Source organism: Kitasatospora sp. NPDC091207 (genome assembly GCF_044768625.1).
In the GTDB taxonomy this organism is placed as follows: domain Bacteria; phylum Actinomycetota; class Actinomycetes; order Streptomycetales; family Streptomycetaceae; genus Kitasatospora.
Genome location: NZ_JBIVVS010000031.1, coordinates 50290 through 73380, shown reverse-complemented (window position 1 = coordinate 73380; position 23091 = coordinate 50290). Strand labels below are relative to the sequence as shown.

General features: G+C 71.9%; 19 protein-coding genes and 2 tRNA genes. 7 read left to right on the top strand and 14 right to left on the bottom strand.

Going from position 1 to position 23091, the window contains the following annotated elements:
- Window positions 1-102 precede the first annotated feature (102 nt).
- Both wecB and ACIQTO_RS33740 read left to right on the top strand, forming a co-directional pair.
- Complete coding sequence (gene wecB, locus ACIQTO_RS33745) at window positions 103-1260, top strand: non-hydrolyzing UDP-N-acetylglucosamine 2-epimerase (protein ID WP_402396275.1); 1158 nt, start codon at window positions 103-105, stop codon at window positions 1258-1260.
- Window positions 1261-1404: 144 nt separating this feature from the next.
- Window positions 1405-2946 carry a chitinase gene (locus ACIQTO_RS33740; protein WP_402396249.1) on the top strand — a complete coding sequence of 514 codons (1542 nt, stop codon included), beginning with the start codon at window positions 1405-1407 and terminating at the stop codon, window positions 2944-2946.
- Window positions 2947-2983: 37 nt separating this feature from the next.
- On the opposite strand, the gene ACIQTO_RS33735 is transcribed toward ACIQTO_RS33740, so the two are convergent.
- Window positions 2984-3511: a hypothetical protein gene (locus ACIQTO_RS33735; protein ID WP_402396247.1), complete on the bottom strand. Its 528-nt coding sequence runs from the start codon at window positions 3509-3511 to the stop codon at window positions 2984-2986.
- A 347-nt stretch (window positions 3512-3858) separates the two neighbouring features.
- Window positions 3859-6498, bottom strand: a complete 2640-nt coding sequence (locus ACIQTO_RS33730) for a valine--tRNA ligase (RefSeq protein ID WP_402396245.1) — start codon at window positions 6496-6498, stop codon at window positions 3859-3861.
- Window positions 6499-6684: 186 nt separating this feature from the next.
- On the opposite strand from ACIQTO_RS33730, the gene ACIQTO_RS33725 reads away from it, so the two are divergent.
- Both ACIQTO_RS33725 and ACIQTO_RS33720 read left to right on the top strand, forming a co-directional pair.
- Window positions 6685-7563, top strand: coding sequence for a hypothetical protein (locus tag ACIQTO_RS33725; RefSeq protein WP_402396243.1), 879 nt, complete (start codon window positions 6685-6687; stop codon window positions 7561-7563).
- 85 nt (window positions 7564-7648) lie between these two features.
- Window positions 7649-8464, top strand: a complete 816-nt coding sequence (locus ACIQTO_RS33720; protein ID WP_402396240.1) for a hypothetical protein — start codon at window positions 7649-7651, stop codon at window positions 8462-8464.
- 79 nt (window positions 8465-8543) lie between these two features.
- Here ACIQTO_RS33720 and clpX read toward each other — a convergent pair whose 3' ends face one another.
- From clpX to ACIQTO_RS33690, 6 genes are all read right to left on the bottom strand, one after another.
- Window positions 8544-9833, bottom strand: a complete 1290-nt coding sequence (clpX, locus tag ACIQTO_RS33715; protein ID WP_030397392.1) for an ATP-dependent Clp protease ATP-binding subunit ClpX — start codon at window positions 9831-9833, stop codon at window positions 8544-8546.
- A 282-nt stretch (window positions 9834-10115) separates the two neighbouring features.
- Window positions 10116-10778: an ATP-dependent Clp protease proteolytic subunit gene (locus tag ACIQTO_RS33710; RefSeq protein WP_327676905.1), complete on the bottom strand. Its 663-nt coding sequence runs from the start codon at window positions 10776-10778 to the stop codon at window positions 10116-10118.
- Window positions 10779-10836: 58 nt separating this feature from the next.
- Window positions 10837-11454, bottom strand: a complete 618-nt coding sequence (locus tag ACIQTO_RS33705; RefSeq protein ID WP_402396272.1) for an ATP-dependent Clp protease proteolytic subunit — start codon at window positions 11452-11454, stop codon at window positions 10837-10839.
- Between the two features lie 313 nt (window positions 11455-11767).
- On the bottom strand, window positions 11768-13165 hold the full coding sequence (gene tig / locus ACIQTO_RS33700; RefSeq protein WP_402396237.1) for a trigger factor: 1398 nt from the start codon (window positions 13163-13165) through the stop codon (window positions 11768-11770).
- A 255-nt stretch (window positions 13166-13420) separates the two neighbouring features.
- Complete coding sequence (locus tag ACIQTO_RS33695) at window positions 13421-14890, bottom strand: MDR family MFS transporter (RefSeq protein ID WP_402396234.1); 1470 nt, start codon at window positions 14888-14890, stop codon at window positions 13421-13423.
- A 187-nt stretch (window positions 14891-15077) separates the two neighbouring features.
- Window positions 15078-15151, bottom strand: a tRNA-Pro gene (locus ACIQTO_RS33690).
- 144 nt (window positions 15152-15295) lie between these two features.
- Here ACIQTO_RS33690 and ACIQTO_RS33685 point away from each other — a divergent pair.
- A tRNA-Gly gene (locus tag ACIQTO_RS33685) sits at window positions 15296-15369 on the top strand.
- Between the two features lie 59 nt (window positions 15370-15428).
- Here the strand turns inward: ACIQTO_RS33685 and ACIQTO_RS33680 are convergent.
- Window positions 15429-15977: a hypothetical protein gene (locus ACIQTO_RS33680; protein WP_402396231.1), complete on the bottom strand. Its 549-nt coding sequence runs from the start codon at window positions 15975-15977 to the stop codon at window positions 15429-15431.
- A 260-nt stretch (window positions 15978-16237) separates the two neighbouring features.
- Between ACIQTO_RS33680 and ACIQTO_RS33675 the strand changes: the two genes are divergently transcribed.
- Window positions 16238-16978, top strand: coding sequence for a DUF6348 family protein (locus ACIQTO_RS33675; protein ID WP_402396228.1), 741 nt, complete (start codon window positions 16238-16240; stop codon window positions 16976-16978).
- Between the two features lie 62 nt (window positions 16979-17040).
- On the opposite strand, the gene ACIQTO_RS33670 is transcribed toward ACIQTO_RS33675, so the two are convergent.
- The 4 genes from ACIQTO_RS33670 to ACIQTO_RS33655 all read right to left on the bottom strand — a co-directional run bounded on the left by ACIQTO_RS33670 (window position 17041) and on the right by ACIQTO_RS33655 (window position 20563).
- Window positions 17041-17235 carry a hypothetical protein gene (locus ACIQTO_RS33670; protein ID WP_329487645.1) on the bottom strand — a complete coding sequence of 65 codons (195 nt, stop codon included), beginning with the start codon at window positions 17233-17235 and terminating at the stop codon, window positions 17041-17043.
- Window positions 17236-17793: 558 nt separating this feature from the next.
- Complete coding sequence (locus tag ACIQTO_RS33665) at window positions 17794-19023, bottom strand: PP2C family protein-serine/threonine phosphatase (RefSeq protein WP_402396225.1); 1230 nt, start codon at window positions 19021-19023, stop codon at window positions 17794-17796.
- A gap of 325 nt (window positions 19024-19348) precedes the next feature.
- The gene (locus ACIQTO_RS33660) at window positions 19349-19834 is read right to left on the bottom strand and encodes a ribose-5-phosphate isomerase (protein WP_402396223.1); all 486 of its coding nucleotides are present in this window, start codon (window positions 19832-19834) and stop codon (window positions 19349-19351) included.
- A 114-nt stretch (window positions 19835-19948) separates the two neighbouring features.
- A complete protein-coding gene (locus tag ACIQTO_RS33655; RefSeq protein ID WP_402396220.1) occupies window positions 19949-20563 on the bottom strand; it encodes a biotin transporter BioY in 615 nt (204 codons plus the stop codon).
- Window positions 20564-20920: 357 nt separating this feature from the next.
- Here ACIQTO_RS33655 and ACIQTO_RS33650 point away from each other — a divergent pair, with 357 nt between their 5' ends.
- Window positions 20921-22336 (top strand): amino acid permease, encoded by a 1416-nt coding sequence (locus tag ACIQTO_RS33650; protein ID WP_402396217.1) that lies wholly within the window; start codon window positions 20921-20923, stop codon window positions 22334-22336.
- Between the two features lie 80 nt (window positions 22337-22416).
- On the opposite strand, the gene ACIQTO_RS33645 is transcribed toward ACIQTO_RS33650, so the two are convergent.
- The gene (locus tag ACIQTO_RS33645) at window positions 22417-23049 is read right to left on the bottom strand and encodes a disulfide bond formation protein DsbA (protein WP_380576291.1); all 633 of its coding nucleotides are present in this window, start codon (window positions 23047-23049) and stop codon (window positions 22417-22419) included.
- Between the last annotated feature and the right edge of the window lie 42 nt (window positions 23050-23091).

Here is a 23091-nt window from a genome sequence, read left to right as displayed (position 1 = left end):
CTTGAAGCCCGGGCGCTTCCCCCCGCGAAGCCCGAGCCCCACCGCCCTCGATGCCGAGGGCGTCCCGTCCCGTCCGAGAGCCGTTCGGAGTCCCCCGTGTCCATGTGCCTGCCCCCGTTGCCGCCCGCCAGCGTCGCCGTCGTCCTCGGCACCCGCCCCGAGCTGGTCAAGCTCGCCCCGCTGATCCACGAGCTGGGCGCCGCGACCCGGCTGGTGCACACCGGCCAGCACTGGGACGAGGCGCTGTCCGGGCGCTTCCTGCGCGACCTCGACCTGCCCCGGCCCGAGCTGCTGACCGGCGTCGGCGGCCGACCGCGCGCCGGCCAGATCGCCCAGTCCCTCGGCCAGCTGGACGCCGCCTTCGCCGAGGACCGGCCCGCCGCCGTCGTCGTCCAGGGCGACACCAACGCCACCCTGGCCGGCGCGCTGGCCGCCAACTCCCGGGAGATCCCGCTGGTGCACGTCGAGGCCGGCCTGCGCAGCTTCGACCGGGCGATGCCCGAGGAGCACAACCGGGTGATGGTCGACCACGTCTCCGACCTGCTCTGCGCCGCCACCGCGGCGAACGCCGCCAATCTGCGGGCCGAGTCCCTGGACGAGGAGCGGATCACCGTCACCGGCAACACCGTGGTCGAGGTGGTCCGCCGCCGGCTGCCCGACCGGGCCGCCCGGGCCGCCCTGCTGGCCGCGCACGGCCTGGAGCCGGACGGCTATGTGCTGGCCACCGTGCACCGGCCGGAGAACACCGACAGCGCCGAGGCGCTGGGCGCCGTCCTGGCCGGGCTGGACCGGATCGCCCGGGCCGGCACCCCCGTCCTGTTCCCGATGCACCCGCGGACCGCGGCCGCCGTCGACCGGTTCGCCCTGGACGGCCTGCTGGAGCGGATCGCCGTGACCGAACCGGTCGGGTACGCGGAGTTCCTGGGCCTGGCCCGGCACGCGGCGCTGCTGGTCTCCGACTCCGGCGGAGTCCAGGAGGAGTGCACCGTGCTCGGCCGCCCGCTGCTGGTGGTGCGCCGCTCGACAGAACGCCCGGAGGCCGTCGACGCCGGCTTCGCCGCACTGGTGCGGCCCGGCGAGGAGTTCGGCGAACTGGCCCGGGCCTGGCTGGCCGACTCCCCCGAGCGGCTCGCCCGGCTGGCGGCCACCCCCAGCCCGTACGGGGACGGGCTGGCCTCCGCCCGGATCGCCCGCCTGACGGCACGACTGGCCGGGCAGCCGGTGGCCGCCGCCGCCGGACGCCCGGACAGGCACTCTTGACAGCCGGATTGGTCTACTCCACCTTGTGAGGGCAAGTCTCCTACCCCGACAGGGACTTGAGTTGTCGGTAGCTCCCGCACCAGCGACAGCCGGACGGCTCTCCCCCACGTGAGCCGACGGTCTCCCCCCACAGGAGATGGAGTCATGCCACCTGCCCGACACCGGCGCGCCCGCGCCGTCCACACGCTGCTCGCCGGGGCCTCGGCGATCGCCCTGGGCCTGAGCGGCCTGGTCGTCGCCACCAGCACGTCCAGCGCGGCGACCGCCGACGTCGACCTGATCGACAACGGCGGCTTCGAGGCCGCCGACCACCTCGGCGGCTGGACCTGTCCCTCCGGCGGCACCCCGGAGACCGGCACCGTCCACTCCGGCGCGTACGCGCTGCGCGCCACCCCGGGCGCGAGCGACACCGGCGAGTGCACCCAGACCGTCACCGTGAAGCCCTCGTCGACGTACACCCTGAGCTCCTGGGTGCAGGGCTCCTACGTCTACCTCGGGGCCCGCGGCACCGGCGGCACGGATCCCGGCACCTGGACCAACTCGGCGAGCTGGGCCAAGCTCTCCACCACCTTCACCACCGGGGCCAACACCACCAGCGTCACGGTCTACCTGCACGGCTGGTACGGCCAGCCCTCCTACCTGGCCGACGACGTCTCACTGATCGGACCGGGCGACCCGAAGCCCACCCCCACCGGGACGGCCACCCCCACCGCGACCCCGACCCCGACCCCCACCGCGACCCCGACGGTCACCCCGACGGTCACCCCGACCGTCACCCCGACCCGGCCCGGCCTGCCCAAGCACCTGCTCACCGGCTACTGGCAGAACTTCGACAACACCGCCACCGTGCAGCGGATCAGCGACGTCCCGGCCGCCTACGACATCATCGCGGTCTCCTTCGCCGACGCCACCGGCACACCCGGCGGGCTGGGCTTCACCCTGGACCCGGCGCTGTCGGCCAAGCTCGGCGGCTACACCGACGCCCAGTTCAAGGCCGACATCGCGGCCAAGCGGGCGGCCGGCAAGAAGGTGGTGCTCTCGGTCGGCGGCCAGAACGGCACCGTCTCGGTGAACAGTTCCGCCTCGGCCACCACCTTCGCCAACACGGCCTGGACGCTGCTGCAGAACTACGGCTTCGACGGGATCGACATCGACCTGGAGAACGGCGTCAACGCCACCTACATGGGCCAGGCCCTGCACGCGCTGGCGGCGAAGGCGGGCAGCGGGTTCGTCCTCACCATGGCGCCGCAGACCATCGACATGCAGTCGACCGGGATGGAGTACTTCAAGCTGGCGCTGAACGTGAAGGACATCCTCACCATCGTCAACATGCAGTACTACAACTCCGGCGCGATGCTCGGCTGCGACGGCCAGGTCTACTCCCAGGGCAGCGTGAACTTCCTGACCGCGCTGGCCTGCATCCAGCTCAAGGGCGGGCTGCGGCCCGACCAGGTCGGGCTCGGGGTCCCGGCCTCCACCAGCGCGGCGGGCGGCGGTTACGTCAGCCCGGGCGTGGTCAACAACGCCCTGGACTGCCTGGCCGCCGGCACCAACTGCGGGAGCTTCAAGCCCGACACCACGTGGCCCGGCATCGGCGGGGCGATGACCTGGTCGACCAACTGGGACGCCAAGGCCGGCGGCGGGATCGCCGGCACCGTCGGCTCGCACCTGCACGCGATGCCGTAGAGCGCGTCGGGCGCCGGCGCACGGGCCCGGGCCGGGGTCAGACCCCGGCCCGGGCCTCCGGGATCTCCGGGCACGGGCCGCAGTGCCGGCGACGCAGCTCCGCGGTGATCTCGGCCAGCTCGCCCTCGGGCAGCAGCGGCAGCATCATCGCGATGCCCTGGAGCAGGCCGCCGAGCAGGAAGGTGGTGTCGGCGGTGGCGGCCACCAGGCCGCGCACCTCGGCCACCTCGCCGGCCGCCACGGCCTCGATCAGCCGGGCCGCGTCGGCGGTCTCCTCGTCCACCGCCACCGCGCCGGAATCGGCCGGGGCGCGCCGGACCATCGCGTGCAGCACCCTGTCGCCCACCTCGGGCGCGTACGCCTTGCGGACCGCCTCGGCGGCGATCCAGGCCAGCAGGGTGGTCACCTCGCGCTCCGCGTGCTCCGCGAAGAGCCGGTCCAGCGCGTGGTCGAACGCGAGCTGGTTGCCGTGCCGGAACGCCAGCAGCAGGGTCGCCGCCCCAGCCTTGGCCTCCTGGACCGCTTCCATCGGCAGTTCGTCGGCCAACCTCTCGGTCACCACCACGCCATGCCCTCCTCGGTCGTCGGCTCAGCGAAACTCCGTGCACACCGTACACATCCGACCTGCAAACTTCCGCGAACCCGCGCGGGCAAGACCGGAATGAATTCGGGCGGAATAGGACTTCACCCGGTCCAGGATGAATATTCGCCGGAACAGCGCAATGGCACTGGGCTATTAGAGGGCCCATTTCCGCGTCCGGCCGGCGCGAAGGCCGCGTGACGACCGCGAGAAGGCCGCGAACCGGGTGAGGGTGGCCGCGAACCGGCCGGGGAAAGGCCGAGGGGCCGCACCCCGCGTCGGCGGGATGCGGCCCCTGGCGAGCCCTCGACGGGCCGGGCCCGTCGGCCGGATCAGGCCTGCGGCAGCGCCGCGAGCTGAGCGGTGATCCGGGCGATGTCGGCCTCGGCGGCCTCCTGACGGCCCCGGATCTTGGCGACCACGTCGTCCGGCGCCTTGGCGAGGAACGCCTCGTTGCCGAGCTTGGCGGTGGTCTGGACCTTCTCCTTCTCGGCGACCGCGAGGTCCTTGGCCAGTCGCTTGCGCTCAGCCGCGACGTCGATGGTGCCGGAGAGGTCCAGCGCCACCGTGGCGCCGCCGACCGGGAGCGAGGCGGTGGCCGCGAAGCCCTCCTCGGGCGCGGTCAGGCGCAGCAGCGAGCGGATCGCGTCCTCGTGGACGGCGAGCACGGTACCGGCGAGGTCCAGCTGGGCCGGGACCTTCTGCGCGGGCTGCAGGCCCTGGTCCGAGCGGAACCGGCGGACCTCGGTGACCACCTGCTGGAGCGTGGCGACCTCGGCCTCGGCCGCGGTGTCCCGGAAGCCGCTGTCCTCGGGCCACGCGGTGACCACCAGCGACTCGGCGCCGGTGAGCGTGGTCCACAGGGTGTCGGTGACGAACGGGACGATCGGGTGGAGCAACCGCAGCGTGACGTCCAGGACCTCGCCCAGGACCCGGCGGGAGGCGTCGGCCTGCGCGCCGCCCTTGGCGAGGGTGGTCTTGGAGAGCTCGACGTACCAGTCGAACACCTCGTCCCAGGCGAAGTGGTAGAGCGTGTCCGAGACCTTGGCGAACTCGTAGTCGTCGTACAGCGCGTCCACCTCGGCGACGGTGGCGTTCAACCGCGACAGGATCCAGCGGTCGACCGCGGTCAGCTCCTGCGGCGCGGGGAGCGGGCCCTCGACGGTGGCACCGTTCATCAGCGCGAAACGGGTCGCGTTCCAGAGCTTGTTGCAGAAGTTGCGCGAGCCCTTGACCCAGTCCTCGCCGATCGGCACGTCGGCGCCGGGGTTCGCGCCGCGGGCCAGGGTGAAGCGGACGGCGTCGGCGCCGTAGGCGTCCATCCAGTCCAGCGGGTCCACGGCGGTGCCGGAGGACTTCGACATCTTCTTGCCGAACTCGTCGCGGACCAGGCCGGTCAGGGCGACGGTCTTGAACGGCGCCTGACCGTCCATCGCGTACAGGCCGAACATCATCATCCGGGCGACCCAGAAGAAGATGATGTCGTGGCCGGTGACCAGGACGTCGGTCGAGTAGAACTTCTCCAGGTCCTGGGTCCGCTCCGGCCAGCCGAGGGTGGAGAAGGGCCAGAGGCCGGAGGAGAACCAGGTGTCCAGGACGTCCGGGTCCTGGTGCCAGCCCTCGCCGGTCGGCGGCTGCTCGTCGGGGCCGACGCAGACGACCTCGCCGTCCGGGCCGTACCAGACCGGGATCCGGTGACCCCACCAGAGCTGGCGCGAGATGCACCAGTCGTACATGTTGTCGACCCAGTCGAAGTAGCGGCGCTCCAGCTCCTTCGGGTGGATCTCCACCTTGCCGTCCCGGACGGCGTCGCCGGCGGCCTGGGCGAGCGGGGCGACCTTGACCCACCACTGCAGCGACAGGCGCGGCTCGACCACGGTGTGGCAGCGCGAGCAGTGGCCGACGGCGTGCATGTACGGGCGCTTCTCGGCGACGATCCGGCCCTGCTCGCGCAGCGCGCCGACCACGGCCGAGCGTGCCTCCAGCCGGTCCAGGCCGAGGAAGGGGCCGTGCACGGTGATCGCGCCGCGCTCGTCCATGACGCTCAGGTTCGGCAGGTTGTGGCGCTGCCCGATGGCGAAGTCGTTCGGGTCGTGCGCCGGGGTCACCTTGACGGCGCCGGTGCCGAACTCCGGGTCGACGTGCTCGTCGGCGACGACCGGGATCTCCCGGTCCGTCAGCGGCAGCTTGATGGTCCGGCCGATCAGGTGCCGGTAGCGCTCGTCCTCCGGGTGGACGGCGACCGCGGTGTCGCCCAGCATCGTCTCGGCGCGGGTCGTGGCGACGACGATCGAGTCCTCGCCGTCCCCGTAGCGGATCGAGACCAGCTCGCCGGGGACCTCCTCGTGCTCCACCTCGATGTCGGAGAGCGCGGTGAGGCAGCGCGGGCACCAGTTGATGATGCGCTCGGCCCGGTAGATCAGACCGTCGTCGAAGAGGCGCTTGAAGATGGTCTGGACAGCCTGGGAGAGGCCCTCGTCCATGGTGAAGCGCTCGCGGGACCAGTCCACGCCGTCGCCGAGGCGGCGCATCTGGCCGAGGATCCTGCCGCCGTAGTTCTCCTTCCACTCCCAGACCTTCTCGACGAAGGCCTCCCGGCCCAGGTCGTGCCGGGAGAGACCGGACTCCGCGAGCTGCTGCTCCACCTTGTTCTGGGTGGCGATGCCGGCGTGGTCCATGCCGGGCAGCCAGAGCGTCTCGAAGCCCTGCATGCGCTTGCGGCGGGTCAGCGCGTCCATCAGCGTGTGCTGGAAGGCGTGGCCCAGGTGCAGCGCACCGGTGACGTTCGGCGGCGGGATGACGATGGTGTACGGGGGCTTGTCACTCTTCGCGTCGGCCGTGAAGTAACCGCGCTCTACCCAGCGCTCGTACAGCTCGCCCTCTACGTCCGCCGGAGCGTAGGTCGTCGGGAGGGTGGCTGCGTCGTCCCCTGCGTGAGTGTTCGCGGGGCGCTGGTTCGTGGTGTCGGTCACGACGCACAGTTTACGTACCTGCGGACGTGGGTTACGAACCGCTTTCGGTCCGGGCCCCCGTGCGCCCGGCCCGGACGGCCGTCGGCCCCGTGCGATAACGTGCCCGCACACTCGTCCGGCCCTTGATGCGGGTACGGACGACTTCGGATCACAACAGGCCGCGGGTGCGGCGGGGGAGCACAACAGATGTACGGCCAGGGTCAGCAGTATCCGCAGGGTCAGCCGCAGCCGTACGGGGCACCGCAGCCCTACGGCGCGCCGCAGCCGCAGCCGCCCTACGGGGCCCAACCGCCCTACGGCCAGCCGCCGCAGCAGTACGGCTACCCGCAGCAGGGGGCACCGGCGCCGCAGTACGGCGCGCCCCAGCCGCAGGCCCCGTACGGCGCCCCGCAGCCGCCCTACGGCGCGGTGCCGCCGCAGGCCCCGTACGGCGCGCCCGGCTACCCGGCGGCGCCGCCGCCGAAGAAGGGCAGGGCCGGGCTGGTGATCGGCCTGGTGATCGGCGCCCTGGTGCTGGGCGGCGGCGGCTTCGGCCTCTACAAGGTGCTCGGCGGGGACACCGGCGGCGCCTACAAGATCACTGCCGCCCAGTCGCTGCCGGACGGCTACACCCAGAAGTCGGCCAAGGAGCAGGCGGCCGACCCGAGCAAGGCCGATACCTCCAAGCTCGGCAAGGACCTCCACGTGCTGATCGCCAGCTACGCCAAGGGCGCCGACCCGCTGGACACCATCAGCGTGATCGGCGTCTACGGGGTGCTCGACGACCCGGACAAGATCATGGAGGACTCCAAGAAGCCCGGCGAGGGCGGCAGCTGGACCACTCCGCTGGCCGAGTTCCCGGCCCAGGACAGCCACAACTCCTCGGCCAAGCTCTCCTGCGGCGTCTACGGCGTGCTCGGTGGCAAGTCGCAGTCCACCGTCTGCGTCTGGGCCGACAAGTCGACCACGGCCCGGGTCTCCTTCCTGAAGTCCAGCCTCACCGGCACCGCCCAGACGCCGCTCACCCCGGCCCAGGCCGCCGAGAAGACCCGGGCGATCCGCTCCGCCATGGTCGTCGCCAAGTAACCCGCCCACCGTTCCCATCTGCCACCCGGCCCCGGGTGGGAGTGCGCCACGTCCGCCGTCCCTCCCGTCCCAAGAAAGGGCCACCGTGACCGACCAGAACCCCTACGGCACCCCGCCGCCGCCCGCCGGAGAGCCGTACGGCGGTGCTCCCGTGCCGCCCCAGCAGCCCGGCTACGGCGCGACTCCCCCGCCGCCGCCCGCCGCCCCGGCCTGGGGCGCCGTCCCGCCGCAGGCCGCGCCGCCCGGCTACCCGCCGGCGGACGGCCAGGCCGGTTACCCGGGCTACGGCGCGTACGCCCCGGTGCCGCCGCGCAAGTCCCGCAAGACGCTCTGGATCCTGCTGGGCGTGTTCGTCGGCGTGCTGGCGCTGATCGGTGGCGGCCTCGCGTACTTCGTCTTCGACGTGACCTCCAACGCCGGCACCCAGAAGATCGTCCTGCCGACCGCGTTCAAGGACCTCACCAAGGACGACGACAACGAGATCGCCCAGGCGATGGAGAAGGAGATCACCTCCGAGTTCGGCAAGGGCGACGGCGCCTGGAACCCGACCGGCGTCAGCGCCGTCTACCAGGACTCGGCGCAGGAGCCGCAGCTCATCGTGGTCGGCGGCTACGGCAAGGTGCTGCTCCCCAAGCAGGAGCTGGACGCCATGTTCAAGGGCTTCTCGTCCGGCGGCCCCACCGTCACCGACCGGCACGCGGTCGACGCCGGCTCGAAGGGCGGCACCATGGAGTGCGCCAAGGCCACCCAGTCCGGCAGCGACCTCGGCATCTGCGCCTGGGCCGACAACAGCACCCTGGTGCTGCTGATGCAGGCACCGGAGGAGGGCAAGGCGCCGGACCTGGAGAAGCTGGCCGCCGACGCCCGCGACCTGCGCGCGGTCGCCGAGGTGCCGAAGTAGCGGGCACCCCCGCGCCCCTGACGACGAAGGGCCCCCGGAGACCGACCGACGGTCTCCGGGGGCCCTTTCCGGCGGGAGGTCAGGCGCTCTTGTCGCGCCGCTCCCGCTTGATCATGTCGCGCGGGACGAGCGTGGGGATCGCGTGCTTGGAGACGACGTCCCCGGTCACCACCACGCGGGCGACGTCCTGACGCGAGGGCACCTCGTACATCACGGACATCAGCACCTCCTCCATGATGGCCCGCAGACCGCGCGCTCCGGTGCCGCGCAGGATCGCCTGGTCGGCGATGGCCTCCAGCGCGTCGCGGGAGAACTCCAGCTCGACGCCGTCCAGTTCGAAGAGCTTGCGGTACTGCTTGACCAGCGCGTTCTTCGGCTCGGTGAGGATCTGCAGCAGCGCCTCGCGGTCGAGGTTGTGCACGCTGGTGATCACCGGGAGGCGGCCGATGAACTCCGGGATCATGCCGAACTTGACCAGGTCCTCCGGCATCACCTGACGGAAGTGGTCGCTGGCGTCCTGCTCCCGCTTGGACCGGATGTTCGCGCCGAAGCCGATGCCCTTGGCACCCGCGCGGCCCTCGATGATCCGCTCCAGACCGGCGAACGCGCCACCCACGATGAACAGCACGTTGGTGGTGTCGATCTGGATGAACTCCTGGTGCGGGTGCTTGCGACCGCCCTGCGGCGGCACCGACGCGGTGGTGCCCTCCAGGATCTTCAGCAGCGCCTGCTGCACGCCCTCGCCGGAGACGTCCCGGGTGATCGACGGGTTCTCGCTCTTGCGGGCGACCTTGTCGATCTCATCGATGTAGATGATCCCGGTCTCGGCCTTCTTGACGTCGTAGTCGGCCGCCTGGATCAGCTTCAGCAGGATGTTCTCGACGTCCTCGCCGACGTACCCCGCCTCGGTCAGCGCGGTGGCGTCGGCGATGGCGAAGGGCACGTTCAGCATCCGGGCCAGCGTCTGCGCCAGCAGCGTCTTGCCGGAGCCCGTCGGGCCGAGCAGCAGGATGTTGGACTTCGCCAGCTCGATGGCGTCCTCACGGCCGTTGCCGCCGCTGCGGCCGGCCTCGCCCGCCTGCACGCGCTTGTAGTGGTTGTAGACCGCCACCGACAGCGCCTTCTTGGCGAGGTCCTGGCCGACCACGTACTGGTCCAGGAACTCGTAGATCTCGCGCGGCTTCGGGAGCTCCTCGAAACGCACCTCGGAGGTCTCGGCGAGCTCCTCCTCGATGATCTCGTTGCACAGGTCGATGCACTCGTCGCAGATGTACACGCCTGGGCCGGCGATCAGCTTCTTCACCTGCTTCTGCGACTTGCCGCAGAACGAGCACTTGAGCAGGTCGCCACCGTCTCCGATGCGTGCCACGAGGTGCTTCCCCTTCGCCAGGGGCCCCGCGGGGGTTCCGGGGCCTGGTGCTGTGGACCGTCTACGCCGACGGCGATCGGTCTCGCTATCCGACGGTACTCTGCCGGGCCGCTGATTCCGTCCTCTTCGCCAGGTCTGCCCTACGCCCTGGGCGAATTGATACCGAACAGATGCCGGCGGTCGTACCGCCGATGCGCCGGGGGCGGGGCGCGCGACAGCTGGCGCGCCCCGCCCGGGAACTCCGTCCCGCCTGCCGGGGGCAAGGGCGGGAGAGTGCCGGCCTCAGGAGGTCAGCGAGGCCTTGCGGGTGGAGATGACGAGGTCGACCAGACCGTACTCGACGGCCTCCTCGGCGGTCAGGATCTTGTCGCGCTCGATGTCGTCGCGGACCTGCTCCACCGACTTGTTGGAGTGCTTGGAGAGCATCTCCTCCAGCTGCTCGCGCATCCGGAAGATCTCCCGGGCCTGGATCTCCAGGTCGGAGACCTGACCGCGGCCGGTCTCGGTGTACGGCTGGTGGATCAGGATGCGGGCGTTCGGCAGCGCCATCCGCTTGCCGGGGGTGCCGGCCGCGAGCAGCACGGCCGCGGCGGAGGCCGCCTGGCCCATGCAGACGGTGGTGATGTCCGGCTTCACGTACTGCATGGTGTCGTAGATGGCCGTCAGGGCCGTGAACGATCCGCCGGGCGAGTTGATGTACATCTGGATCTCGCGGTCCGGGTCCATCGACTCCAGGCAGAGCAGCTGGGCCATGATGTCGTTCGCGGAGACGTCGTCGACCTGCGAGCCGAGGAAGATGATGCGCTCCTCGAACAGCTTGGCGTACGGGTCGTACTCGCGGATGCCCTGCGAGGTGCGCTCGACGAAGCGCGGGACGATGTAGCGGCCCTCGGCGCGCATGTCCTCGACGCGTGCCTTGGCGCTGGACAGGCTGGGGATGTTCATGGGGGTTCTAGTCCTCCGGAGCGTTGTGGCTGTGGTCTCGTGGAGCCGGGGCCGAGGCTCAGGCGCCCGTGCCGCCGCCGCCGGGGACGTCCGCGGCGCTGTGCATGATCGCGTCGATCAGGCCGTACTCCAGGGCCTCCTCGGGCGTGAACCAGCGGTCGCGGTCGGAGTCCGCGGTGATCTGCTCGAAGGACTGGCCGCTGTGGAAGGCGATCAGCTCGGACATCCGCTTCTTGGTGCGGAGCAGCTGCTCCGCCTGGATGCGGATGTCGGTGGCCGAACCGCCGAGACCGGCGGAGGGCTGGTGCATCAGGATGTTGGCGTTCGGCAGCGAGAAGCGCTTGCCCTTGGCGCCGGCGGTCAGCAGGAACTGCCCCATCGAGGCGGCCATGCCCATGGCGATGGTGACGACGTCGTTCTTGATGTACTGCATGGTGTCGTAGATCGCCATGCCGGCCGAGATCGAGCCGCCCGGAGAGTTGATGTAGAGGAAGATGTCCTTGTCCGGGTCCGCGGCCAGCAGGAGCAGCTGGGCGGTGATCTTGTTGGCGATGTCGTCGTCGACCTGCTGGCCGAGGAAGATGATCCGCTCGTTGAGCAGCCGGTTGTAGACCTGGTCGCCCAGGCCGCCGAGCACGTCACCAGAGGCGGCGTGCGGCGCCATCGGGCTAGGCATCTGCATCTGCGGGAACGTCACTTAGCCACCTGCTCAGTCGATTTGGAGGGCCGTTCGACGGCCCTCACGGTGTCGCACAGCTTCCGGGTATCACGGTGTGATTGTTGCTGTCCAAGGACCCTAACGCGCAGGCCGGGCCGCAGAATCCCTCACGCAGAACTGTTCGCTGTGAGCGCAGGGTTCACCGCGCGGGCCCGGGGACCGGCCCGGACGGGCCGGGGAACGCGGCGGCCCCCAGGCCGGGGAAAAGCGGCGGGCCCGGACGCCTCGTACGGCGTCCGGGCCCGCTGCTGCGTCAGCGCGACCGGGGCGATCAGGCCTCGGTCTTCTCCTCGGCCTCGGCGGCCGGGGCCTCGGCGGCGACGGTCTCGGCCGACTCGTCGGCCTCGTCGTCGTCGAAGTTGATCTCGTTGCCCTCGGTGTCGAGGACCTTGGCGGCCTCGACCACGGTGGCCAGCGCCTTGCCGCGAGCGACCTCGCCGACCAGCAGCGGCACCTGGCCACCCTGGACGACCTGCTGCGCGAACTGGTCCGGGGTCAGGCCCGAGCCGGCGGCGCGGCGGATGAGGTGCTCGGTGAGCTCCTGCTGGTCGACGCCCAGCTCCTCGTCGGCGACGATCTGGTCCAGGACGAACTGGGTCTTGATGCCCTTCTTCGCCTGGTCCTCGGTCTCCGCGAGGAACTCCTCCTCGGTCTTGCCCTGGGTCTCCAGGTAGGACGCGAGGTTGAGGCCCATCGGCTCCAGCTGGTGGTGCTCCAGGTTGTGCTTGCGGGTCTCGATCTCGTCCTTGAGGAGCTTCTCCGGGAACTCGATCTCGACCAGCGCCAGCAGCGCGTCGAGCACCTTCTCCTGGGCCTGGGTGGCCTGGTCGTACTCCTTCATGCGCTCGAGGCGCTTGCGGGAGTCGGCGCGCAGCTCCTCCAGCGAGTCGAACTCGCTGGCCAGCTGGGCGAACTCGTCGTCCAGCTCGGGGAGCTCCTTCTCCTGGACGGCGGTGACGGTGACGGTGACCTCGGAGGTCTTGCCCGCCTGGGTGCCGCCCTTGAGCTCGGTGGAGAAGGTGGCGGTGCCACCGGCCTCCAGGCCGACGACGGCGTCGTCGATGCCGTCGATCAGACGGCCGGAGCCGATCTCGTAGCTGACGCCCTTGGCGATGCCGTCCTCCGGCACCTCGCCGTCGACCTTGGCCTCGAGGTCGACGACCACGATGTCGGCGGCGGTCGCGGCGCGCTCGACGTCCTTGACCGAGGAGAAGCGCTCGCGCAGCTGCTCCAGCGACTTGTCGATGTCCTCGTCGGTGACCACGATCGGGTCGACGGTGACCTCGATGGTCGAGAAGTCCGGCAGGGTGATCTCGGGACGAATGTCGACCTCGGCGGTGAACTTCAGGTCACCGCCGTCGGCGATCGTCTCGACACCCTCGATGTTGGTGATGTCGGGCTGGCCGAGGACCTCGATCTTGCCCTCGTCGACGGCCTGCGTGTAGAAGCGCGGGAGGGCGTCGTTGACGGCCTCCTCCAGCACGGCGCCACGACCGAAACGCTGGTCGATGACACGGTTCGGGATCTTGCCCTTGCGGAAGCCCGGGACCGAGACCTGCTGGTTGATCTTCTTGTACGCCGCGTCGAGGCTGGGCTTGAGCTCCTCGAAGGGCACCTCGACGGTGAGTCGAACCCGGGTCGGGTTCAGAGTCTCGACGGCGCTCTTCACGGTTTGGTCTCCTATGGGCTTGCGGTCAGGTTGCCTCCGCCCTCCCCGTCGATACCGGCCGGGGCCGGTGCTGGCGGGTCGGGCGAGACGGGCGATGGGCGGTTGGAGCTGCATCTCCCGTGGGGGGTGGACGGTGAGCGTGACTCCTCGCCCTCGTGCGGTTGACCTGGGTTGACGCCACAGGGACTACCGCCAGCGCCCCATCCTACCGGTACCACGAAAGGCGGACGCCAGGACACTGCCGTCAGCGGTCGCTCAGCCCTTCCCGGCCGGCTCCCCGACGGGCTCGGCCGCCCTGTCGGCGGTACCCCCCACCGGTACCGCGCGCATGGTGGCGGCGGCGTCGGAATCCCGTACCAGCAAGGCGATCGCGGCCGCCACCAGGGCCAGGCCGGCGGCGGTGAGGAAGGCCGCCCGGTAGGCGGTGAGGTTCGCCACGGGCGTACCCGAGGCGTTCACGGTGAAGGCCCCCACGGCGGTCAGCACGGTACCGAGCACCGCGACCCCGAGCGCCGAGCCGAGCTGGCGCTGCGCGTTGTAGAGGGTGGAGGCGGCGCCGGTGTCGCGCGCGCTGATGGTGGCGAAGGCGGCGGTCTGCGAGGGCATGAAGACGTGCGACATCGCGTAGCCGGTGACGAACATCAGGGCGCGCACCGCCCACAGGTTGCTGTCCGGCCCGATCGTGGCCATCAGGGCCAGGCAGCAGGCGACCACGGTGGCGCCGGCGACCAGGATCCGGCGCGGGCCGATCCTCGGGTAGAGGCGGCTCGCGATCTGGGAGGCGAGCATCACCCCGAGCGCCTCGGGGAAGACCATCAGACCGCTGTGCAGGGCGTCCATGCCGAGCGCGTCCTGCATCAGCAGCGGGAAGAGGTAGAGCATGCCGAGGAAGGCGGCGCCGGAGAAGAGCGAGAGCAGGTTGGTGGTGCGGAAGATGCGGTCCCGGAAGAGCCGCAGGTCGAGCATCGGCTCGGGGCGGCGCAGCTCGACGACCACCAGGGCCGCCAGCGCGAGTGCGCCGACGAGTGCCGAGACCACGATCCGCGCGCTCCCCCAGCCCTGCGACGCGCCCTCGGAGAGCGCGTACATCGCGGCGCCGAAGCCGACGGCGGAGAGCAGGAACCCGGCCGCGTCGAACCGGCCGGCCCGTTCGGCGCGGTAGTCGGGCAGCGCGAGCAGCCCGAAGACCAGTGCGGCGATGCCGACCGGCACGTTGACGATGAAGACCCAGTGCCAGGACCAGCCGTCCACCAGCCAGCCGCCGAGGACCGGGCCGGCGGCCGGCGCGACGGCGGTGGGCAGCATCAGGATGCGGGTCGCCCGCATCCGCTCCTCCTGCGGGAAGGCCCGGAAGAGCATGGTCATCCCGACCGGGGTGAGCAGGCCACCGGCCGCGCCCTGGAAGATCCGGTAGAGGGTGAGCGAGGTCATCGAGCCGGCCGCGCCGCAGAGCAGCGAGGCGAGGGTGAAGAGGGCGAGCGAGACGAGGAAGACCCGCCGGGTGCCGAAGCGGTCCCCCAGCCAGCCGGAGAGCGGGACGAAGACGGCCAGGCTGACCAGGTAGCCGACGTTGATCACGCCGACCCCGGCCGGATCGGTGCCGAACTCGCGGCCGATCGCGGGCAGGGCGACGTTCACGATCGTGGTGTCCATGATCGACATGAACAGCGAGGCGACGAAGACGACTCCGACCGCGATCTTGGGGTTCATCCTCATCGGGCTCATCCGGGCTCCAGCATTTGGTGAAATGTCAACCATTCACCATGCCGGACCGGACCCGGAAACCACAACAGGAGTCCGGCTCCGACGCCCGCGACGGGGCCTCGCCGACGCCCGCGGACCGCCGAGCGGTACCCGCGGACCCCCGGAAACGCCAACAGGGCCCCGCCGAGGACGAGACCCTGCCGCACTGTCGGGGTGACCGGATTCGAACCGACGGCCTTCCGCTCCCAAAGCGGACGCGCTACCAAACTGCGCCACACCCCGTGGTGCCGAGAGGAAGCGTACACGCCGGGCCCTGCCCGGTCGGCGACATCTCCGAGGGCCCGAGAACGAATGTGGTGTGCGCGTGGCCGACCGGACCAGGTACGCTGTTCCCGACCTTCCGTCCGGCGACGGCCGGAGGATCACGCGGGTGTAGCTCAATGGTAGAGCCCTAGTCTTCCAAACTAGTCACGCGAGTTCGATTCTCGTCACCCGCTCCACCTGTCCGGCCCCGGAACGACACCGTCGTTCCGGGGCCGTTCCGTTTCCGGACCGCTCGTCAGAGGCCGAGCCGGCCGGCCCGGGCCGCGGCGCGGTCGAGCAGCTGGTGGACGTCGGCCTGCCGGGTGGTGGGCCGGTCGTTGTACTCGTCCGGGGAGGCCGCCGGCCGGCCGGTGGCGTGCAGCACCTCCATCAGCTGGACCCGGGCGGTCCGCACGGTGGCCGGGGTGCCGTAGCCGTGGGCCAGGACGGCGGCCTGGGCGCCGAGCAGGCAGACCCGGCCGGCGCCGTCCCACATCGCGCCTTGCAGCCAGCCGACCGCGCCGATGTAGCGGGAGGCGAGCCGCAGGTGGTCGGCGGCGCTCACCGGCACCGGGCGGGCGGGCCGGCGCAGCACCCGGTCCAGCAGGGTGGCCCGGGGCAGCGGGTGGCCGGCGTGCCACGGCTGCGGCGTCGATCCCAACGGGCAGACGTACGGCGGCCGGGGATGCGCCGCCGGAGTGCGCGCCGGAGCGGGCAGCGAGGCGAGGTACGCCTCGATCTCCGCGACCAGGCCGCCGTCCGGGGCGAGCGGCGACGGGGCGGGCGTCAGGTCGGTGCGGGGCATGCGGCTCTCCGAGCGATGGCCTACGGTTACCGCTACCCAAAATGGTGCATAAAGGACAATTCTGCGACCGGAGAGCCGAGCCCGCTTCGGCGGCCCGCAGCCCGCATCGGTTTCCCGGCGGGGCCCCGGGCCGATAGCCTCGGCGGCGTTCGAAAGCAGTTCGAGAGCAGTTCGAGAACGCTGCGAACCCGAAGGTGGAGGAGTGTCCGGTGCGTCCCCAGGACCGACTGGCCGTCATTCAGCGCTCTGTGGTCCGGGAAATGGCACGCTTCGGGCAGGAGTTCACCGCCGACGGCGAGGTGGTGCGCGGTCCGGGCACCACGGCGGTGGCCGTCCGGGAGCACCCCGGCATCGACGGCGCCGGCCACGTCGACCTGGGCTTCGTGTTCCGGCTGGGCCACGCGGACGCGCCCGTGGTGTGGGACTGCGCGGCCGGCCTCGGCAAGACCGAGGAGGAGAAGCTCGACAACGCGGTCCGGATGTGGGCGACCACCACCGCCGCGGTCCTGGTCGAGCTGCGGGAGCGCCGCGGCGAGCACGCCGACCACGCCGATCACCCGGAACTGCCGGGCTGGCACGCCGTCCAGGGGCCCGCGGCGGTGTTCGGCTTCGGCAACGAGCGGCTGGCCGGCTGGCTGGCGGAGCACCGGGTGCTGCCCGCGCTGGCGCCCGCGCTGCTGCCGGAGCTGACCGGGCGGCACCTGAACGGGGTGAAGCTCTTCCTCGGCGGCAAGGCGGGGGACGACGTCGCCGAGGTCCGGGTCAACGGCGAGGTGTCGGAGGCCGCCTCGGCGGCGCTGCGCGCGCTGGACTGGCCGCGCGGCGAACGGCTCTGCTGGGCACGGCTGTTCGTGCTGCTGACAGCCCCGGACGCGGCGTCGGTGACGACCGCGCCGACGAACGCCGCGGCGCCCGCGGCACCGCGGCCGCGGGCCCCGGCGGCCGCCCGGGCCCGGGGGTTCTTCGCCCGCTGGCGGCAGGCCAGACGGGCCGACCGGTGACCCGGGCGGCCGGCCCCCTCCCCCGCTGAACGCCCCCGGGCCTCGACCGAGGCCGCCGCGGGTCAGCTGGCGATGTTGGAGATGCTCTTGGCGATCTGGCTCAGGAAGTCCTGGATCGGCTTGGCCGCCGTGCTCTGGTTGAGCATGAAGCCGAACAGCGCGGCCAGGATCGCGTGCCCGACCTTCAGTTGCTTGTTGCGGATGAAGATGAAGCAGATGACGCCGAACAGGACCAGTGCGGAGACGGAGAGTGCCACCCGGACTCACTTCCTCGTTTCATAGCGGGGCGCCATCGGCTGACAGCCCCTGCGAAGCCGGACCCCGGCCTGTCCGACGGTCCCGAGGCGGAACGGCAGTTCGTCCGACGTGTCGCGGCCGGAAGGAGAGTCCGGTACGGCCGGACGGTGTCCGTCGTGCCGCATGTGGCGCCCCCATCCCCCGAATCCTGACCAGTCCCGCCCGGACTCAGTGTGGTCGAACGTGCCGATTGCGTAAAGGTCTGACTGTCAGCCGAACGCCGATATCCTGCGATGCGAGACGAGTTTCCGCCGACCGAGACGATAGCGGAGCCGTTCTGACGAATCGTCGGCGGGGCGCCGCTGAGCGGCCGGGAAACACCCGGCGGGGCGGACCGGAACGGGCTGGTCCGCTCCGGTGACGGCGGGTCGGAAATGGCCGAAGATCAGCTCCCCGGCTTGACAGCAGCTGCCCGCGGCATGTGCCGGGCAGCCGCCCGCCCGCTCACCGGCGGAAACGGCCCGGCGAGCGGGCCGGTGGATCCGGCGGGCACGGCGGCCCGGCCCGGACGCGCGGGGTCAGTCGCGCCAGAGCAGCAGGACGGCGCGGTCGTCGTTGATGTCCCGGGCGACCGTCTCGATCAGCCGGGCGGCGGCACCCGCCCCGGCGCCGGGACCACCGCCGGGGACCAGCCGGTCGGCCTCGCCCATCAGCCGGTCCATCCCGTCCGAGAGGTCCCGGCCGGGCGCCTCGACCATGCCGTCGGTGCAGAGCATCAGGACGTCGCCGCGGTTCAGCCGGCCGCGCACACCCTCGAACTTGGCACCGTCGTAGATGCCGAGCAGCGGGCCCTCGGTGCTCTCCTTCATCTCCCAGCGCCCGGCGCCCGCGAGCCGTTGCATCCCGGGCAGGTGGCCGGCCGAGAGCAGTTCGTACTCCCCGGTGTCCAGGTCGAGGACCAGGTGGACGGCGGTGGCGAAGCCCTCCTCCCAGGACTGGCGGAGCAGGTAGCCGTTGGCGGCGGGCAGGAAGTCGTGCGCGGGCAGCGAGCCGACCAGGCCGCCGAAGGCCCCGGAGAGCAGCAGGGCCCGTGAGCCGGCGTCCATGCCCTTGCCGGAGACGTCCGCCAGGACCACCTCCAGCACCCGCTGGGCGGGCCCGGTCCGGGCGGCGACCACGAAGTCCCCGGAGAAGGACTGCCCGCCGGCCGGGCGCAGCGCCATGTCGGCGTGCCAGCCGTCCGGCAGCTCCGGGACACGGCTCTGCACCCGCAGCCGCTCGCGCAGGTCGAACAGCATGGTGGAGCCGCCCCACCAGGGGACCCCGACCCGGCTGCGGAACTGGGCCAGCAGCAGACCGCCGACCCCGGCCGCGCCGACCACCAGGGCGGCGCCGGGGGTGACGCCGTAGGTGTAGGCGTCCGGGTCGGCGCTGGCGACCCGCTGGCCGGTGTGGATCACGGACTCGGCGGACAGCCCGAGCGCGGCGAGCGCGTAGAGCACCACCAGGCTGCCGGGGCGCAGCAGCAGCGCGGCGGCCAGGATGGGCAGGACCAGGGAGGTGGGCGGGGCCCAGGCCGGGATCCAGATGTTGAGCAGGATCAGCAGCGGGACCAGCAGGGCCAGCACGCAGAGCACCGGCCAGTCGGCGGCGCCGCCGCGGAAGTAGTCGACACCGGCGGTGCGCAGCCTTCGGCGGACCCGGCGGAGCTTCTTGCGCAACCGGGCCGTCACGGGGTCGGGCACCGTGGCGGCGCCGGGCCTCGTCGCAGTCGTCTGGGGCGGTTCGCCCGGCGGTCTGCCAGCCATGGGGACCGACCATATCCACCGGCACGGGTCGGCGTCGACGGCTCGGGCGCGGGCGGCGCCGCCGTGGCGCTGGCGCGTCAGCGGGTTTCGGCCGATTGCGGCGGTCGTCGGCCGCTTCGTCAGGAGGCGTGCGCCGGTTGGGCGTACGAACCACGCGGGCCGCGCACGCGCCCCGTGTGCGGGGTCGTCCGCGCGCCGGCCGGGCGGAGCGGGCTCTGTGGCCGATCACACAGGGCGACATCGGGCGGCGCGGCTGCCGACAAGCGCGCCGGCCGGCCGCGCCGGGGAGCGCGGCCGGCCGGCGGAGGCGGTCGGAAGGGGTGGGTCAGCCCTGCGGGTGGTGGGCCGGGATGGGCGGGAGCTCGCCCGTGGTCTCGTACTCGCTCAGCATCGTGATCCGGCGGGTGTGCCGGTCGTCGCCGCTGTACGGGGTGTTGAGGAAGACCTCGACGAAGCGGGTCGCCTCCTCCTGGGTGTGCATCCGGCCGCCGACGGAGATCACGTTGGCGTTGTTGTGCTCGCGGCCGAGCGAGGCGGTCTGCTCGCTCCAGGCCAGCGCGGCACGGACGCCCTTGACCTTGTTGGCGGCGATCGCCTCGCCGTTGCCCGAACCGCCGATCACGACGCCCAGTGCCTCCGGGTCCGCCGCGGTGCGCTCGGCGGCGCGCAGGCAGAACGGCGGGTAGTCGTCGGCCGCGTCGTAGATGTGCGGCCCGCAGTCGACCGGCTCGTGGCCGGCCTCCTTGAGCCACTCCACGAGGTGGTTCTTCAGTTCGTATCCGGCATGGTCCGAGCCGAGGTACACGCGCATGCCCATGAGTGTGGCATGCGTGTGCGGCGGGGCCGCGCAGGGGGCACGGCCGAGCGAGCCGGGGCCCGGCGGCGCCGGGCCCCGGGCGGGGCCGAGGTCCGCGGAGGCGCCCGCTCAGCGCTTTCCGAGCAGCTTCCAGGCGAGCGGGAGGGCGCCGGCCGCCAGGACGGCCTTCAGCGCGTCGCCGACCAGGTAGGGGTAGAGACCCAGCTCGGCGGCGCGGGCCAGCGGGACGCCCAGCGAGAAGGCGAGGTAGGGCACGCCGACGGCGTAGATGGCGGCGGTGCCGAGGGCCATCGTGGCGGCGGTGTTCAGCGGGCTCCGGTCGGCGCCCCGGCGGGCCAGCGCGCCGGTGAGGGCGGCCGCGAGGACGAAGCCGATCATGTAGCCGAGCGTGGGCATCGACCAGCCGGAGGCACCCTCGGCGAACCAGGGCAGGCCCGCCATGCCGGCCAGCAGGTAGAGGCCGAGCGAGGCGATGCCGCGGCGGGCGCCGAGCGCGGTGCCGACCAGCAGGGCGGCGAAGGTCTGGCCGGTGACGGGCACCGGGGAGCCGGCGACGTTGACCGAGAACTGGGCGGCCAGGCCGGTGAGGGCGGCGCCGCCGGTCACCAGGGCGAGGTCGCGGGTCTGGGCGCCGAACCGGCCGGACGCGGCGGGCAGCAGGTCGGCGAGGACGCCGCGGCTCAGTATCGGGGTGCTGGCAGTCGGGGTGCTGGCAGTGGCCATCGGGGGTTTCCTCCGCACGGGGACGGTCGGCGATCGGGTGATCGGGCGAGTCGGACGATCGGGTGGGCGTGGGTTCCGGCGATCAGGACCGGGTGGTGCTGATGATCAGGTGAGTGAACACCTGTGAACCTACGCGGTGATCGCCGTCGGCACCGTCAGGGAACCGGACAAAGCCCCGGCGCCGGTCATTGTCGGATCCGCCCCACCCATCACCACGGAATGTGACCATTCCGGCCATTTCCCGTCACGATCCGGTCCGCATCGTGGGCCCGGCCCCGTCATTCTTGGCATGGACAGTGGCGCCCCCGGATATTGGGCAACTCGCACCGCATTCCGAACAGTCTGGATCCCCACCTCATGGCCCGTACCTCCGCGCCCTCGGCGCCCGGGACGACCTCCGCCTCCGACGCGCCGGCCGGCGGGCAGCAGCTCACCCACGGCCTGAAGCAGCGCCACCTCTCGATGATCGCGCTCGGCGGGGTCATCGGCGCCGGCCTCTTCGTCGGCTCCGGGGCGGGCATCGCGGCGGCCGGGCCCGCCATCATCCTGGCGTTCACGCTCTCCGGCCTGCTGGTCATGCTGATCATGCGCATGCTCGGCGAGATGTCGGCGGCCCGTCCGGCGTCCGGCTCCTTCTCGGTGCACGCCGAGAAGGAGGTCGGCCCGTGGGCCGGGATCACCGCCGGCTGGATGTACTGGGTGATGCTCTGCTGCGGCGTCGCCGCCGAGGCCACCGCCGCCGGAAAGATCGTCAACGGCTGGATCCCCGGCGTCTCCGCCTGGGTCTGGGTCGGCCTCTTCATGGTCTTCTTCTGCGCCAGCAACCTCACCGCGGTGAAGAACTTCGGCGAGTTCGAGTTCTGGTTCGCCACCATCAAGGTCGCCGCGATCATCGCCTTCCTGGTGCTCGGCACGCTCGGCGTCGCCGGGGTGCTCGGCCCCGGCGCCCCCGGCACAGAGAACCTCACCGGCCAGGGCGGCTTCCTGCCCACCGGCGTCAGCGGGCTGATCGTCGGCCTGCTCGCCTCGGTCTTCGCCTACGGCGGTCTGGAGACCGTCACCATCGCCGCCGCCGAGTCCGACGACCCCAAGCGCAACGTCGCCAACGCGGTGCGCACGGCGGTCTGGCGGATCGCGATCTTCTACATCGGCTCGATGGCCCTGGTCGTCACCCTGGTCTCCTGGAAGGACCCGTCGGTCGTCGAGAACGGCCCCTACGTGACCGTCCTCCAGCACCTGGGCGTGCCCGGCGCGGGAACCATCATGGAGGCCGTGGTGCTGATCGCCCTGCTCTCCGCGATGAACGCCAACATCTACGGCTCCTCCCGGATGGCGTACTCGCTGGTCTCCCGCGGCCAGGGACCGAAGGCGCTGGCCAAGGTCAGCGGCGGGGTGCCGCGGCCGGCCGTGGTCGCCTCCTGCCTGTTCGGCTTCGGCGCGGTCCTGGCCTCCAAGTTCTGGCCGGACACCGTCTTCACCTGGCTGATGAACACCACCGGCGTCGCCATCCTGGTGGTCTGGTTCTTCATCTGCGTCGTCCAGCTGCGGATGCGCCGCCGGCTGGAGCGCGAGTCGCCCGAGCTGCTCACCGTCCGGATGTGGGGCTTCCCGTACCTGACCTGGGTCGCGATGGCCGCCGTGGTCGGCATCCTGGCCCTGATGACCACCACCGAGGGCAACCGGCAGCAGCTGTACGCGGCCGGCGTGCTCGTCGCGCTGCTCGTCGGGGCCGGCCTGCTCAAGCAGCGCCGGGACGCCGCCGCCGCCCGCTGAGGCACGCGAGAGGGGCCCGGTACCGCCTCGGTACCGGGCCCCTCTCGCGCGTCCGCCCGCAGGCAGGCGCGCGGCGGCCGCTACTCGAAGGACGGGCCTGCGGTGCGGGTGCGCTTGATCTCGTAGAAGCCCGGGGTCGACGCGACCAGCAGGGTGCCGTCCCAGAGGCGGGCGGCGGCCTCACCGCGCGGGGCCGGGGTGACCACCGGGCCGAAGAAGGCCACCCGCTCGCCGTCCGCGCCCTCGACCGCGATCACCGGGGTCCCGACGTCCTCGCCGACCAGGGTGATGCCCTCCTTGTGCGAGGCCCGCAGGGCCTCGTCGTACGCGTCCGTGTCGGCGGCGTCCGCCAGCTCGGCCGGCAGGCCCGCCGCGACCAGCGCCGCCTCGACGGTCTCCCGGGTCCGGGGCAGGCCCTGGTTGTGGAAACGGGTGCCCAGCTCGGTGTAGAGGCGGCCGAGCACCTCGTCGCCGTGCTGCTGGGCGGCGGCGACGCAGACCCGGACCGGGCCCCAGGCGCTGTCCAGCAGCTCCCGGTAGTCCTGCGGGAGGTCGCGGTGCTCGTTCAGCACGGACAGGCTCATCACGTGCCAGTTCACGTCCACCGGACGCAGCCGCTGGACCTCGATCAGCCAGCGGGACGTCATCCAGGCCCAGGGACAGGCCGGGTCGAACCAGAAGTCGGCGGTCTTGCGCTCAGCGGCAGTCGTCACGGCTGTCGTCCTTCGGTGAGATGCGGGGCGGCCCCCGACTCG

Excerpts from the sequence above, each read along its gene's own strand:
- ACIQTO_RS33710 (WP_327676905.1), bottom strand. The coding sequence starts at position 10,778 with ATGAACATCCCCAGCCTGTCCAGCGCCAAGGCACGCGTCGAGGACATG.
- ACIQTO_RS33665 (WP_402396225.1), bottom strand. The coding sequence starts at position 19,023 with ATGGCTGGCAGACCGCCGGGCGAACCGCCCCAGACGACTGCGACGAGG.
- ACIQTO_RS33695 (WP_402396234.1), bottom strand. The coding sequence starts at position 14,890 with ATGAGCCCGATGAGGATGAACCCCAAGATCGCGGTCGGAGTCGTCTTC.
- ACIQTO_RS33680 (WP_402396231.1), bottom strand. The coding sequence starts at position 15,977 with ATGCCCCGCACCGACCTGACGCCCGCCCCGTCGCCGCTCGCCCCGGAC.
- ACIQTO_RS33675 (WP_402396228.1), top strand. The coding sequence starts at position 16,238 with ATGGCACGCTTCGGGCAGGAGTTCACCGCCGACGGCGAGGTGGTGCGC.
- wecB (WP_402396275.1), top strand. The coding sequence starts at position 103 with ATGTGCCTGCCCCCGTTGCCGCCCGCCAGCGTCGCCGTCGTCCTCGGC.
- ACIQTO_RS33705 (WP_402396272.1), bottom strand. The coding sequence starts at position 11,454 with ATGCCTAGCCCGATGGCGCCGCACGCCGCCTCTGGTGACGTGCTCGGC.
- ACIQTO_RS33655 (WP_402396220.1), bottom strand. The coding sequence starts at position 20,563 with ATGGCCACTGCCAGCACCCCGACTGCCAGCACCCCGATACTGAGCCGC.
- ACIQTO_RS33650 (WP_402396217.1), top strand. The coding sequence starts at position 20,921 with ATGGCCCGTACCTCCGCGCCCTCGGCGCCCGGGACGACCTCCGCCTCC.
- ACIQTO_RS33740 (WP_402396249.1), top strand. The coding sequence starts at position 1,405 with ATGCCACCTGCCCGACACCGGCGCGCCCGCGCCGTCCACACGCTGCTC.
- ACIQTO_RS33660 (WP_402396223.1), bottom strand. The coding sequence starts at position 19,834 with ATGCGCGTGTACCTCGGCTCGGACCATGCCGGATACGAACTGAAGAAC.
- ACIQTO_RS33725 (WP_402396243.1), top strand. The coding sequence starts at position 6,685 with ATGTACGGCCAGGGTCAGCAGTATCCGCAGGGTCAGCCGCAGCCGTAC.